Below are 14540 nucleotides of genomic sequence, written 5' to 3'. Positions count from 1 at the left end.
ATCTTCTTTTTTAAAAATAAATACTTTAAAAAAACCAAAAATGTTGTAAAATATTTATTGAAAGAGTTTAAACTTAAAATTAAATTTTTGTAAATTATATGAGATGAAAATAAATAAATCCTTTCAAAATTCATTGGATTAAACATATTATTTGATTAATGGAATAAAATCCATAAATGAATGATTAGACGTGATAGTAATTAGGAGGTATATACACATGAAAAAAGTAGTTGTTATTTTTAATGGTGGCACAATATCAATGAAGGTAGATGAAAGAATTAAGGCAGCAGTTCCAACTTTAAATGGTGAGGAAATAATGTCTATGGTTACTGGAATTGAATCTCATGCGGAAGTAGAATCATATAACTTTTCATCGTTGCCAAGCCCACATGTTACACCAGAACTTATGTTAGAATTATCTAATTATATAAAAGGTTTTTTAGAAAGAGAAGATGTTGATGGTGTTGTTGTCACACATGGAACAGATACTTTAGAAGAAACAGCGTATTTCCTACACTTAACAATTAAGAGTGACAAACCAATAGTTATAACTGGATCTATGAGAAACAGTTCAGAACTTGGATATGATGGTCCGGCTAACTTAGCGGCATCTATATGTACAGCTACATCTAATCAAGCAAGGGGTAGAGGTGTTTTAGTTTGCTTAAATGATGAAATTAATGCAGCAAGTGAAGTAACTAAATCTCATTCAATGAAGCTTAATACATTTGAAAGTCCAGAATTTGGTTTAGTAGGAATTGTAGACAATAATGAAGCACATTTCTATAGGGAAAGTTTAGATCATGATTACATAGGAACTGATAAAATAGAAACTGATGTTGAATTAATTAAAGCTTGCGCTGGAATGGATGGTAAGTATATAGATTTTTGTGTAGAACGTGGTGTGAAAGGATTAGTTGTAGAAGGTACAGGAAGAGGAAATTTGCCACCTCAAATGGCTACATCTGTTAAAAAAGCTATAGAAAAAGGTATACCTGTAGTTATGGTTACTAGATGTTACAGAGGTAGAGTTTTAGATAGCTATGGTTATGAAGGTGGCGGAAAAGACCTAAGAAATGCAGGTGTTATATTTGCAGATAGCATGCCAGGACAAAAAGCTAGGATAAAACTTATTATAGCATTAGGAAAAACTAAAAATATAACAGAGATAAGAAAAATATTTGAAAATGGACATTACTAGAATATAAAAATATTTATAAGGTAGGTGTAATATAAATGGATATTACACCTGTTTTTGTGTTTTTTTATATTTTTAAGATAATATTTAATTTAAAATGGAATATATAGGTATATTTTGTAAAAAATATTAACATAAAATGATTTTTATTTTAAAAATAGGTAAAAAGTGAAAAAAAAGCCTAATATTTATGCTATAATAAAATTTAAATTAGTATATTAAATATAGTAAATGTTCTAGGTCAAGATTATAATATAATTAGAAATTAATATATGAATTAAAACATTATATTGATATTAAAAAATAATTGATTTCAAATGTTAAAAAAATAACAAATAACAGATTCTTAAAAAATAATATTTAGTTTAAAAGTTTATTTTAGTAAAATTTTAAAAATTAAAGAAGTTTAAAAAATATATTAAAAGAAAATCATCACCTTTTTTATTAGCAGCTAGAAGTTACTTGCCCATAATATTGAAAACTAATAAAAGGGAGGGTATTATGTACATTCGTATAGGAATCTGTGAAAGTGATATTGCGCAAAGAAACTCTTTAAAAAAATATTTAAACAAAATTGTTGGAGAAACCGGGTTTAAATATGAATTGTTAGAGTTTGATTCTGGAGAAGAACTTTTGAAAAATTATAGAAGAATGAATATTATATTTTTGGACATAAATGTAGGAAAAATAAATGGAATAGAAGCGGCTAAAGAGATAAGAAAATTTGATTCTACAGTAGAAATAATATTTGTAACGAAGTTTAATAATTATATTTATGAGGGGTATGAAGTAAGAGCATATAGATATTTATTGAAACCTATAAGGTATGAAACTATTAAAATTGTTACATTAAATTGTATTAAAAATATTAATAGACAAAAAAAATTGGTTATTAAATATAAAGGCGAAATCATAATTTTAAATATAGATGAGATTGAGTATATAGAAGTAATGCAAAAAATGATTACTATACACACAGAAGACAATGAATATATGCTTAAAATGACTTTGAGTAAATTTGAAGAAAAATTATCTGAATATAATTTTTTTAGATGCCATAAAAGTTTTTTAGTTAACCTCAATAAATTAAAAGAAATAAAGGATAATATAATTAAAATTAATGATACTTATATACCAATAAGCAAATACCGATTAAAAGAATTTAGAGAGAAATTAACAAAAATTTTAGAGGATTCAATATGGATTTAAATTAATTTATTTATTATTAGGTTAAATGTTAAAATTAGAATCATGTTTTAAAGTGGATAAGTAATAGTGTATTAACTTTTGGTGATGATATCTAATAAATATAGTTGGGTTTAAATAGAATAATTTTATTTTAAGTATACTTCTTATAAATTAAAAGTTATAGAATTAAATTTAATAAGAAACTATAGTTTAAATTATCTATTAAATGTTAGATATGAATATATTATATTATTTCATAAAATTTATTTAGAATATAAGAATGATTTTAATATGTAAAATACCATCAGTTAAAATCACTTGTAATTATCATTGTAATTACAAGTGATTTTTTAAAACTTAATAAACATATAATTGAAAGTCAGATTGAAACTAAGTATAAGAATATAAGATTAAATTTCAATGCATTTATGTTTACACTTTACTTTAAAATCCTTAATTATTTATTTTAAATGCAACATAAATAATTAAAATTAATTAAATTATGAATAAATACAATAAAAAATAGACAAAATGTGACAAAAATATGGACAAATATTAAAAAAAATCTATTTATTCTAGTATAAGTATTATTCATACCAAATATATTGAAAAAAAATAAAATCATGATACAATTTTTTTAAAGTTAAACTTAAAAAAATGGGACAAGTAATATAAGGTTAAAGTAAAAATATGCTTTAGGTGATGAAAATATATTAAAACTAAAATAAATTTTATTTAAAACGAATTTGTTGAATAAAATTGTAATTAAACAGTATAAGATAAGTACTTTACAAATAAGAGTAATATATCTTTATAAGAGATATTAAAGTGTTAAAAACAAATAAGTATATGTTTTAGTACTTATTAAAAATGCAAACGATGACATTCTAAATTAAGTTTTGTACATTGATATAGGGAAACAAGCTTCAATTTAAATTTATTCACTAACTTTAAAATATTTTCATATAAGATGTAGTGTTGAATTCTAAGTTATTCGAAGCATGTATCACTATTTTAGGTGTCCAAGTTTTGGAACAAGTAATTTTAAAAGTAAACTTGGAACCCTATAGTTTTCTTTTAATTAGCTTTATGATTTGTTAGGTTAACAAATAGGAAACATCAATGTTCATATAAAAAATTATATTAAGTTAAGGAGGGGAAGTTTATGAAATTTATAAAAAAGCCATCTAACAAATTTCAATTAGGATATTGTGTAGTTTGTGACAAAAACTGTGATAACAGATGTGCAGATCAATGTATAATTATGGATCCGAGCAGTAATAGTTAATAAAAATATCAAAATTGATTAAGTGGGGGGTGGAATAAATGAAATTTATAAGAAAACCATCAGAAAAATACGTGTTAGGTTTTTGTAATGCATGTTCAGAAAATTGTCACAATGATTGTTCTAAACAAGCTGGATGTGGTTATTGCGCATCATACAATGAAAGTAATTAATTTTAATTACAGTAAGTAAAATATAACATTTAACAATTGTATAACATAATTATTAATTTAAGTTTGTAATTAGAGTTTATATAAATATAGTAATTTTAAGAGCATAAATAACGAATAGTAGAGGTAGTAGTATATGAAATTTATAATTAAGCCTAAAAAATTTGAAAATGGTTTATGCTATTGTGATCAGTGCGATTATTGTTCATTAAAATGTGCTAGTAGATGTGGAATTTATACGTAATATAAAATAGTATAGTAATTTTATTGATAATTGTTATATTGAATTTTATAAGAAAACTGTTTTGTTGATAAATTTCAAATTAAATTCTTTAATTTCTTCTTTTATAGGGAATAACTTTTTAAGAAAAATTAGCATAGCTTTGATGAGTTTATAAAATTTAGAGTGGCTATATGGAGAACTCAATATAGTAGATACTATGAGGGGAGAGAAATTATGAAATATGTGAAAAAACCAGCTGAAAAATTTTCTAAAGGATATTGTTTAATATGTTCAGGAAATTGTATAAATGACTGTGTAGGACAAACTATATGTCAATATGCATTTAATTAATAAGAATATAAGTTCTTAAAAAATTAAATAAATATTAAAAGTTTATCTATAAAATTCAGAAAATTACAACAATAGCTTTAAGAAATATGTTAAGCGCTATAAAAATATCATATAATTCGTAGTTTAAGGGCATAAAAAGGGAGGGTTGACATATGAAATATATTATTAAAAATATGAACTATAAAGATGGATTTTGTGTTATAGGATGTTCAGACAAAGGTTGTAGCAAGGTATGTGTAAACAATTGTACAAGAGTTTGTGTCGTGGATTGTCCAATTAATGGAGATTAATGCAAAAATAATACAACAAGTGTTTTGATTGGAGATTTTATCATGAAATATGTAATTTATAGAAAGAAGGAATTAAGATATAGTTTAGGATATTGTTATTGCAGCAATTGTAGTGATTGTCATGAAAATTGTGGAAATCAATGTAAGACATATTATTATTAAATAATCTGTTATAATCTTAAATTTTAACTTTATTATAAATTAAAAGTAATTTTGTTCTACACTATTTTATAATAGGATTTTACTTTAAAATATACTCCGAATTTATGAGTTGTAAGTTTAGCATATTAAGTAAGGTATTTAAAACTTATCTGAGGATTATATATTAAAAGATATAATTAGTGATAATATGTTAATTTGCAATATTGATTTTATTAATAATTAAAATTAAATTTATATGTTAATAAGAAAATAGGAGGAGTTTATGAGGTATATAATAAGAAAATTAAAAAATGCAGATGGATATTGCCTTTGTCAAAATTGTCCTAAACGAACTTGTGCAGAAGTATGTTTAGAAAATGGTTGTATTGATGTTTGTGTAGTATATAGCTTAAATTTCTAAATCATACCTATATATAAATAAGTTTTTTAGTGGTTTACATTAAAATATATAAAATTAATAGTAATGGATTTAATTTAAATATTGATTTCTCTTTTTGTGATATTAACATGAAAAGAGAAGTCAATTTATATAAAATTAATGAATTAGGAGGGGTCATGAAATATATAATAAAAAAATCAAAGAATATGAATTGGTATTGTTATTGTTCAGATTGCAATGTATGTGAAAATTGCAATAATTGCGAAATATATCATTCTATGATATAAAAACAAATAAATTAATTATAAAAAATTACATATTAGGGGGCAGGAGTTATGAAAAAATCAAAATATAATAAGATTATTAAATTGGAAGATGGGAAAACAATAGCTTTTAATAGTGTCACTTGTGCATTAGCAGAAGTAGAAGATGAATTTTTAAATGTACTAGAAAATATTGAGAATATAGATACTGAAAACTTAAGTGGAAAGATGAAAGAGTTAATTGAGGATATGTCTGAAGGAAATTATATAGTTCATAATGACATGGATGAATTAAAATTATTAAAGTATAGAAATTATAATGGAAAATTTTCAAGTTCATCTTTGGGATTAGTTATTGCACCTACATTAGCTTGTAATTTTGCTTGCCCTTATTGTTATGAAACTCCTAAATCAGGAATGATGACTAAAGAGGTTCAAGATAGTTTAATGGAAATGATAGAAGAAAATGCAAAAAATAAAAATAGTATAAGTATAACATGGTATGGTGGAGAACCACTATTAGCTAAAGATATGATATTTGATTTTTCAAAAAGAGCTATAGATATATGCGAAAAAGAAAATGTTAAATATAGCTCATATATTGTAACAAATGGATATTTAATAGATGAAGAAACTATTGAAAATATGAAAAAAGCAAGAATAACAGGAGCTCAAATTACAGTGGATGGACCTCCTAGTATTCATAATAAGAGAAGAAAATTAAAGAATTCAGATGAGGAAACTTTTACTACAATAATTTCTAATGTGAAAAAGCTTATAGATGGTGGAATAAAAAATATAGCTATTAGAATAAATGTAGATAAAACAAATGTTAATCATGTTGAAGAATTATTAGATATATTAGAAGAAAATGGTCTAAAAGACGTTATTGTAAATTTAGGACATGTTACTGCATACACAGATACTTGCAATGGTATAGCAAATAATTGTTTAAATACAGAAGAATATGCTAAAAGTGATAGCAAGTATCAGAAAATCTTATTTGAAAGAGGATATAAAGTTTCGGGAGCATATCCATTTTATCCAAGTATAAAAGCAAATTACTGTTGTGCTGATAATGTTGGAGCTTATGTAGTTGATGCAGAAGGATATATGTACAAATGTTGGAATGATGTTGGAAATATTGATAAGGCTGTTGGAAATGTGACTACAATTAAAACTAAAGTAGATGAAAAAATGTATGCTCGTAATATGGATTATATATTATGGTCACCTTTTGAATATGAGGAATGTAGAGAGTGTAGCATATTACCAATATGTATGGGTGGGTGTCCTTATAGAGGAACAATGAATGAAAAACCAGAATGTGAAAAATGGATATATAATTTAGAGGAAACAATAATAGCAACATATAATCAAAGCAATGAAGTTGGGTGTGATAGGGGATGTTGCTGTGAATAACCTTAATCTTGATATTAAAGATTTAAGGGTGCTAAGAGATATGACTGATTATTTTAACTTTTATTATAGGATAAGAAATATAAGAAATATATTTCATTTTAATAATAAAGTTACTATAGATGTTATAGATGGATTAGATGAATTATCAAAACTAATCGGAAATAAAGTACCAGATTGGGTTATTGGTACAAGCTTTGATGATGTAATTTTAATATTAGATCATGATAAGTGGAGAAAGTTAAATAATGAAACTGTTGACAATTTAATACTACATGAATTTATTCATGTAGTATTAAATTCAAAAGCACAAATTAAATTGCCAATTTGGTTGAATGAAGGATTAGCTATGTACTTTGCTGATCAACATAATTCTTATATAAATAAGGTTCCTAAAATAAATGAGAATTTTGATTTTTATAAGATTGATTACTATAATAATGAAATTTATCACATATCAATATATACAGTTATTAAATTGATTGATAAATATGGCATAGAGTGTATTGTTGATGAAACTTTAAAAACTAAAAATTTTGAGCAAAGCGAGATTTTTGATAATGATAACTTATTAAATTTATTATTAAAATAAAAATACAATTAAATTTATGAAAATTAGTTCTGGAATTGGTAGTATTTAATATAACTTTTTATCATTTCTTAATGATAAATAAAAAAGGAGATGCAAATAATGAAAGGAAACATAGAAGTACGTAAAGCGAATATAAGTGATATAAATAGAATAAATGATATTATGTTTTGTATTAATGAGTTAAGAGGAAAAAGTACAGAATATGATGATTATAAAATCTATCATTCTAGAAGTTCTTTAGAAGAAGTGTTAAAAGGTAATAAGGATGAAATGATATTTATTGCTGTGGAAAACAAACAAGTGATAGGAATGTTAAATTTTTCGTTTAATAATCCTAACTATATGTTTTTTGCAGATAAATTTATTTATATAAATTATTTATATGTAGACACAGATCATTTACAAGATGAGTATAAAGTAGAGTGTGTTACTAAAAAATTATTTGACAATACAATAATAGAAATGAAAAAACATGGTTTTAAGTATATATGTGCAGATGTGCTTAATAAAGAAGATGAATTAAAGAAAATACTAGAAAAAAATCATATGAAAAGTTATAGACATAGATTATGTAAGAAAATAAAAACTGTTTAAATTAAATAATCTAATTTAGGGAGAAATTATGAAAAAAATATTAAATAATATATGGGAAGTAGCAAAAGAATACAAATGGCAGGAATTAATAGGTTTAATTTTTACTATTTTATATACAATTGCTGTATTTATATCTCCAATTGTATCTAGATATTTGATTGATGAAGTTATCCCAAGCAATTCACTTGATAAGCTAAAAATAGGAATATTAATATTTTTTGGAGGATGTATATGTCAACCTATATTTGGATATCTAAAAAATAGAGTATTTATGAAAATAAGTGAAAATATTACAATAATGTTTAGAGAAGAGATGTTTAATAAAGTAATAAATGCACCTATGGAATTTTTTGATGGATGTAATAACGGAGCCATTGTATCTAGAATAAGTAATGATGGTAGAAATGTAAGTGAATTTATTACTAACTTTTTCGTTGTTGTTGTAAAAAATATAGTGCTAATAATTATGATTATTATTGGAATGTTAATTTTATCTAAAGAAATTACTTTAATGGTTATTTTATTATATGCAATATATTTTTTTGTTAATTGGAAAATATCTCACAAGTTTAATCCAATGTCTAAGGATATTCAAGAAAGTTATGATCAAATATGCATAAAAATTAACAGGAGTGTAGGATTAGTTAATACTATTAAAGCATTTAATCAAGAGGATAAAGTAAAAGAAGAGTTTAAAGAAATAATAGAGAGAAATTATAGGAACAATTTAAAGTTCAGAAAGTTAAGTATGTTAATGAATAGTGTTAGCAATGGAATAATGATAACATCATTATCTATTGTATATGGAATAGGAAGTTTGCTTGTAATGGATGGAAAAATAACAATAGGAACAGTTGTAGCTATAGGGTTATATTTTCAATTATTAGTACAACCCATATATGAATTGTTGAACAGTAATATAGACATACATACAATAATACCAATATTTAATAGAATTAATGAATATATGAATTTAAAAACTGAAAGAGCTAGTAAGCAAGAAAATGAAATCCTTTATATTAAAGAGATTGAATTAAAAAATGTTAATTTTAAGTATAACAATGGAAGTGAAGCAGTAAAAAATATTAATTTGAAATTACCATCAAAAGGAATTTTTGCAATAGTTGGAGATTCTGGTGCAGGTAAAAGTTCTTTAATAAAGTTATTAAGCGCATTTTATGATTCCTATGAAGGTGAAATAAAAATAAATGAGAAAGAGCTAAAAGAATATGGAGTAAGAGATGTTAGAAGTGTTATAAGTTTAGTATCACAAGATATAGAATTATTAAATGAATCTATTAAAAATAATATAAAAATGGGTAGAGATATAGAAGATTTAAAGATAGAAGAAGTTATAAGAAATTTAAATTTAGAAGAATCTATAAAAAAGTTAGAATTAGGTTATGACACTGTAATTAATGAAAGAGTTAATTTATCTGGTGGGGAAAAACAAAGGTTATCTATTGCTAGGGCATTGGTAAAAAAATCATTAATTTATATTTTTGATGAACCAACAGCTGCATTAGATACTATAAATGAAAAAAGAGTAAAAGACATATTAGAAGAATTATCAAAACAGAGTCTTGTGATTATAATAACTCATAATTTGAGTTTGCTAAATAAGGCCGATTGTATTTATACAATGAAAAAAGGTGAAATAGTTGAGGAAGGAAATTATGAATATTTAACTAAAAAAGACTCATATTTTTCTAAACTTATGAAAGAGCTTTCTAACAAGTAATATAAGCAGTTAATGTATGAGCTTAGAAATAAATATTGATTATAAGATAAAGTTAGAAAGAGGTGATTGGAATGAAAAAAATGGTTGCAGGATTTGTAAGTGTTATTATAATTACTTTAATTTTAACTTCATGTGTTCAAAAAAATAAAAATAAAATAAAATTTAATAAGGAGATTGTTCCATATAGTAAAGAAGAAACCAGTGATTACAGTTATGAAATAAAAGGTACTTCACTTGAGGTAAATAATAATTGTGGAAATTTAAAAATAGAGAAAAGCAATATAGATAAAATTAAGGTTAGGATAGAAAAACTTGTTGGTGGAAAAAGTGAAGATAAATTGCAAGATGCATTAGATAGTATTAATTGCACTTTAGAAAATGAAGTTGTTAATATAAATTCAATTTGGAAAGATAAGACTACTATAAATTCAATTAATGTAGAAACTACTATAATTGTTCCAAATAGTATTCAGTCAATAAATATAAAAAACAACATTGGTAATGTTAATATAGCAGGTAATTATGATGACTTAAAAATTCAAATGGAAAATGGAGAAATATCATATAATGGAAACTTAAAAAAAGGAAGTATATTTTTAAAAATTGGAAGTATTGATTTGAATTTTCAAAGTTTAAAGAGTGATTATAGTTATGATATTAATGGCGAAATTATAAATGGAAAAATTAAAATGCCAAAAGGAATTGAATTTAACATTATAGGTTCTATGGCTGAAAAAGTTAAAATTAAAGATGAAATAAATATTGATGAGGAAGGAGCATTATTTGATATAAATGCTAAAGTAGGAAACATAAATATAGAAAATTAGAATGAAATTTGGGGGTATGCTTATGAATTTTATTATTAGAGAAGCTAAATTATCTGATTTAGATAATATATTGGAATTATGGAGAGAGTTATCTGTAGATCAATTAGGAAAAGATAGTTACTATAAAGGAAACTTAGAATTTAATTGTGGTACTAATCAAATTAAAGAGTCTATATTAAATGATAATTGTGGAATGTTTGTTGTAGAATCTGGTGAAGATATTCATGGATTTGTAGAGGTATGGATAAATAGAAAGGATTTTGCTTTTGAAAATGATGATTATGCATATATATTGCACTATTATGTAAGGGAAAAAAGCAGAGCTGTAGGAAACATATTTTCTATTATATACCGTCTTTATAAAAGTGCTGAGGAGTGGTCTATAGGTAAGGGGAAGGACTATGTAGTTTCAGATGCTTTTGAACATAATAAAAAAATAGTTAAGTTGTTAAAAAGAGTAGGTGTATCTAAATACAAAACACGAATGGTAAGAGAAATATGAGGTTGTTTTTTAAAATAGCATTTAACAGTATAAAGAAGAACAAGGTTAGATACATATTACTAACATGTACATTGGTTTTATCTACAATTATTATGTTAGCTACATCTATAATAAAAGATTCTGCTATTAAAATTAGAGAGGATCAACTTAGAAAAACAACTTTAAATAGCCAATTGTTAATAACAAAATCTGATGAAAAAAATCCTTTTTTCAACCCTGAGGATATTATAAAGTCTATTAAAGATATAGAAGGAATAAGTCATGTTGTGCCTAGAATAGGAGGTACAGCAAGAGACATTAAAACTTTAAAGAATATAAATGTTATTGGAGTTAATTTTACTAAACAAAAAGCTGCATTCCCAATAGAATTAATAGATGAGTATGAAGTCAAAGATACGGAAAATAAAATTATAATTAATGAAAAATATGCAAATGAAAATTCTTTAAAAGTAGGGTCTAAAGTACAACTATCAATTCAAGATAAGGAAAAAGAATTTATTATAAGTGGGATAGCTAAAAATACAGGTGTGTTTAATTCAAACATGAACACTGGGATGATTGATATTAGTGATGCTCAATATCTTTTAAGTCAAAATGAAAATGTTTATTCAATTGGAATAACAATAAAGAACCTAGATAACATAAATAATATGATTGAAGAAATAGATTTTAAAATTTCATCTGATTTTATAATTCAACAACGTTATGACATAGATTATTTTAAATCATATGTAGGCACTATAGATATGGCATTAAAAATAATTGGTATACTATCTATATTTATAACACTATTTTTAACATATTCAACATTTTCACTTATAATTTATGAAAGGTTACATCAAATAGGTATATTAAGAAGTTTGGGAATATCAAAAAAAGATATTGCCATAAGTGTTATAGTGGAAAACTTACTTATAGTCATAAATTCAATAATTATAGGCAGTATATTGACTGTTCCATTTGTGAAAGTAGTTTTAAATTATATAGTGCAAGATGGCTATTTTAATTTAAGTTTGGTGAAATTTTTATGTATAGATGTCTTAATTGTACTTTTTAGCATCATGGTAATAGTAATTTCTTTAAAAAATATACTTAAGATGTCTGTTATAAATCTTTTAAAAGGTATAGATAAGAAATCTTATAGAAGCAAAGGAAAAAAAATAGTTCAATATTTTTGTGGGGCTTTATCATTATCACTGTCAATAATAATTTTAATTAGAGAATATCAAAGGGAAAATGGAGTATTTTTATTAATTTTAGGTGCTCTTTTACTTATTGCTGCTTTTGTATTATTAGTAAAAGTTTTACTAATAATAGTTAATGGGATTTTGAAAAAAATTCTTTCTATGTTTAGAGGTTCAATTAATATTTTGTTTAAAGAGTTTATAATGCAGTTCATTAATATATTAGACATAGTAGTTATTATTTCAATAATTGTTTCATCAATGTATATAAGTGTTGCACTTAAAACAATGATAAACAATGGAGTAATGAATATATATAGGACTGCAGATATAATGCTAAGTATAGATGGTTCGGTGGAAGAGAATTTTCATGATGAAATTATGAATATAAAGTACATCAATAACTCTTTATTTCAATCAAGAACAACAGAAACTATTAAAGATGTTAAAGTTGACATTGCCGGAATAGATGGCATTGATTACAAAAGAAATTTTTCAACGGAAATAATTAAACAAGGTGGACAGGATATATTTGAAAAACTTGATGATGGAAAAAATATTATAATAACAACTACATTTAGTAAAAATACTGGTATTAAAGTAAAAGATTCATTAAAAATTAAAGATGTAAGTTATAATGTAATTGGAGTTGTTAGTAGTTTTGAAAATATGGGAAAAGTATTATTTATATCTAAGGATAATTTTAAACAGGATATAAAAGTAAAAGATAAGGATATGTGTCTTATAAAGGTTGAAAATGATGATGAAATAGAAACTACAATATATGAAGTAGAAAAGTTGTTTAAAAATAAATATGAAAATAAATATTCTATACAAGAATTATCAGTTCTTAATAAACAGAATAATGAGAATAATAAAAAAATATTCAATATAGTAAATGTTTTAATATGTATTTCTACTTTAATATGTATAGTTAGTATGAGTAATAACATTACTATTAATATTTTATCTAGAAAAAAGGTATATGCTACAAAACGAGCATTAGGAATATCTAAAGAGTATTTGAGTAAATGTATTTTATTTGAAGCTATAATATTGGGAACTTATAGTGGTGCTTTTGGAGTTGGATTAGGTGCTATATTAAGTAATTATATTAATAAAATTTTATCTTATTATATTGGAGATATGGCTTTTATTAAGAATGGTAAATTGATGATAATACTAGTTTTGATTTCTATATGTATGAGTATTATTAGTTATATATATCCTATAAGAAAAATATCTAAGATAAATATAATAGATGAAATAAAATCAGATGACTGATAAGGGGATTGATTATGAGTATATTAAAAGCTATTAATATCAAAAAAAACATTAATGTAAGTGATAATTCTTATGAAATATTAAAAGGTATTAATTTAGATGTTAATGAAGGTGAATTTTTAAGTATAATGGGTCAATCTGGGGCTGGTAAGAGTACGCTATTATATATTCTTAGTGCTTTAGATATACCAAGTGAAGGTAGTATATTATTTGAAAATAGTGATATATTTAACATGAAAGATGCTAAGTTAAGTAAGCTAAGACGACAAAACTTCGGGTTCATTTTTCAGTTTTATAATTTAATAGAAGATTTAAATATTGAAGATAATATATCAATTATATTTGAATATGATGGAGTACCTAAAAAAAAATATAAAGAAAGATTAGATTTTTTACTAAATAAAGTTGGTTTATATGAGAAAAGAAAGTGTTATCCATATCAATTGTCAGGAGGACAACAACAGAGAGTAGCTATAGCAAGGGCTTTGATTACTGATCCTAAAATTATATTTGCAGATGAACCTACAGGTAGTTTAGATTCGGAATCTGGCAAAAATGTATTAGAAATATTAAAGGCGTTAAATGTAAATGATAAAAAGACTATTGTAATGGTTACTCATGATAAATATGCAGCTTCCTTTAGTGATAGGATTATAGAAATAAAAGACGGTAAGATTAATAATAAATAAATTTAAAAAATAAACCATCTCAAATTTTATTTGAGGTGGTTTATTTTTTATGAAATTGAGTTATATAATACCTTACATAGATTTTAAAGCAATAATTTAAAATCTATGTATAAAAATTTATTAATACGAACAAAAGAATAAAAAAATAAAAAAATATACGTAAAATTCATTGACTGTTTTAAAATAAACTGATATTATA

18 protein-coding genes are annotated in these 14540 nt (G+C 23.8%); all 18 read left to right on the top strand.

All coding sequences use genetic code 11. From position 1 onward, the window contains the following. Nucleotides 1-217 precede the first annotated feature (217 nt). Nucleotides 218-1201 (top strand): asparaginase, encoded by a 984-nt coding sequence (locus KQI36_RS02935; RefSeq protein WP_061995490.1) that lies wholly within the window; start codon nt 218-220, stop codon nt 1199-1201. 498 nt (nt 1202-1699) lie between these two features. After that, entirely contained in the window at nt 1700-2407 is a 708-nt protein-coding gene (locus tag KQI36_RS02930; RefSeq protein ID WP_244991458.1) for a LytR/AlgR family response regulator transcription factor, read from the top strand. 1144 nt (nt 2408-3551) lie between these two features. After that, nucleotides 3552-3674, top strand: coding sequence for a Clo7bot family Cys-rich peptide (locus tag KQI36_RS02925; protein WP_010292855.1), 123 nt, complete (start codon nt 3552-3554; stop codon nt 3672-3674). Nucleotides 3675-3712: 38 nt separating this feature from the next. Beyond that, nucleotides 3713-3844, top strand: coding sequence for a Clo7bot family Cys-rich peptide (locus KQI36_RS02920; RefSeq protein WP_010292854.1), 132 nt, complete (start codon nt 3713-3715; stop codon nt 3842-3844). A 133-nt stretch (nt 3845-3977) separates the two neighbouring features. Beyond that, nucleotides 3978-4085 carry a Clo7bot family Cys-rich peptide gene (locus tag KQI36_RS02915; protein ID WP_081496224.1) on the top strand — a complete coding sequence of 36 codons (108 nt, stop codon included), beginning with the start codon at nt 3978-3980 and terminating at the stop codon, nt 4083-4085. Between the two features lie 213 nt (nt 4086-4298). Further along, entirely contained in the window at nt 4299-4415 is a 117-nt protein-coding gene (locus tag KQI36_RS02910) for a Clo7bot family Cys-rich peptide (RefSeq protein ID WP_081496223.1), read from the top strand. Nucleotides 4416-4567: 152 nt separating this feature from the next. Then, nucleotides 4568-4705, top strand: a complete 138-nt coding sequence (locus KQI36_RS02905; RefSeq protein ID WP_010292853.1) for a Clo7bot family Cys-rich peptide — start codon at nt 4568-4570, stop codon at nt 4703-4705. A 42-nt stretch (nt 4706-4747) separates the two neighbouring features. Then, nucleotides 4748-4867 carry a Clo7bot family Cys-rich peptide gene (locus tag KQI36_RS02900; RefSeq protein ID WP_081496222.1) on the top strand — a complete coding sequence of 40 codons (120 nt, stop codon included), beginning with the start codon at nt 4748-4750 and terminating at the stop codon, nt 4865-4867. Nucleotides 4868-5129: 262 nt separating this feature from the next. Further along, the gene (locus KQI36_RS02895; RefSeq protein WP_147582086.1) at nt 5130-5267 is read left to right on the top strand and encodes a Clo7bot family Cys-rich peptide; all 138 of its coding nucleotides are present in this window, start codon (nt 5130-5132) and stop codon (nt 5265-5267) included. Nucleotides 5268-5422: 155 nt separating this feature from the next. Next, nucleotides 5423-5533 (top strand): Clo7bot family Cys-rich peptide, encoded by a 111-nt coding sequence (locus KQI36_RS02890; RefSeq protein WP_147582084.1) that lies wholly within the window; start codon nt 5423-5425, stop codon nt 5531-5533. Nucleotides 5534-5581: 48 nt separating this feature from the next. Next, nucleotides 5582-6931, top strand: coding sequence for a radical SAM/SPASM domain Clo7bot peptide maturase (gene ctpM, locus KQI36_RS02885; protein WP_216449549.1), 1350 nt, complete (start codon nt 5582-5584; stop codon nt 6929-6931). Beyond that, nucleotides 6924-7520 carry a gluzincin family metallopeptidase gene (locus KQI36_RS02880; RefSeq protein WP_216449548.1) on the top strand — a complete coding sequence of 199 codons (597 nt, stop codon included), beginning with the start codon at nt 6924-6926 and terminating at the stop codon, nt 7518-7520. The genes ctpM and KQI36_RS02880 overlap by 8 nt, the downstream gene beginning before the upstream one ends. Nucleotides 7521-7619: 99 nt before the next feature. Beyond that, nucleotides 7620-8114: a GNAT family N-acetyltransferase gene (locus KQI36_RS02875; protein WP_216449547.1), complete on the top strand. Its 495-nt coding sequence runs from the start codon at nt 7620-7622 to the stop codon at nt 8112-8114. A 28-nt stretch (nt 8115-8142) separates the two neighbouring features. Beyond that, nucleotides 8143-9855, top strand: coding sequence for an ABC transporter ATP-binding protein (locus KQI36_RS02870; protein ID WP_216449546.1), 1713 nt, complete (start codon nt 8143-8145; stop codon nt 9853-9855). A gap of 71 nt (nt 9856-9926) precedes the next feature. Further along, nucleotides 9927-10682, top strand: coding sequence for a hypothetical protein (locus tag KQI36_RS02865; RefSeq protein ID WP_216449545.1), 756 nt, complete (start codon nt 9927-9929; stop codon nt 10680-10682). Nucleotides 10683-10704: 22 nt separating this feature from the next. Beyond that, entirely contained in the window at nt 10705-11184 is a 480-nt protein-coding gene (locus KQI36_RS02860; protein ID WP_216449544.1) for a GNAT family N-acetyltransferase, read from the top strand. Then, complete coding sequence (locus tag KQI36_RS02855; protein ID WP_216449543.1) at nt 11181-13652, top strand: ABC transporter permease; 2472 nt, start codon at nt 11181-11183, stop codon at nt 13650-13652. The genes KQI36_RS02860 and KQI36_RS02855 overlap by 4 nt, the downstream gene beginning before the upstream one ends. Before the next feature lie 14 nt (nt 13653-13666). Beyond that, nucleotides 13667-14341 carry an ABC transporter ATP-binding protein gene (locus KQI36_RS02850; protein WP_216449542.1) on the top strand — a complete coding sequence of 225 codons (675 nt, stop codon included), beginning with the start codon at nt 13667-13669 and terminating at the stop codon, nt 14339-14341. Nucleotides 14342-14540: the final 199 nt, after the last annotated feature.

Source organism: Clostridium senegalense (genome assembly GCF_018916625.1).
Taxonomy (GTDB): domain Bacteria; phylum Bacillota; class Clostridia; order Clostridiales; family Clostridiaceae; genus Clostridium_J; species Clostridium_J senegalense.
The sequence above is the reverse complement of the archived record's forward strand: the minus strand, read 5'-3'. Positions and strand labels throughout refer to the sequence as shown.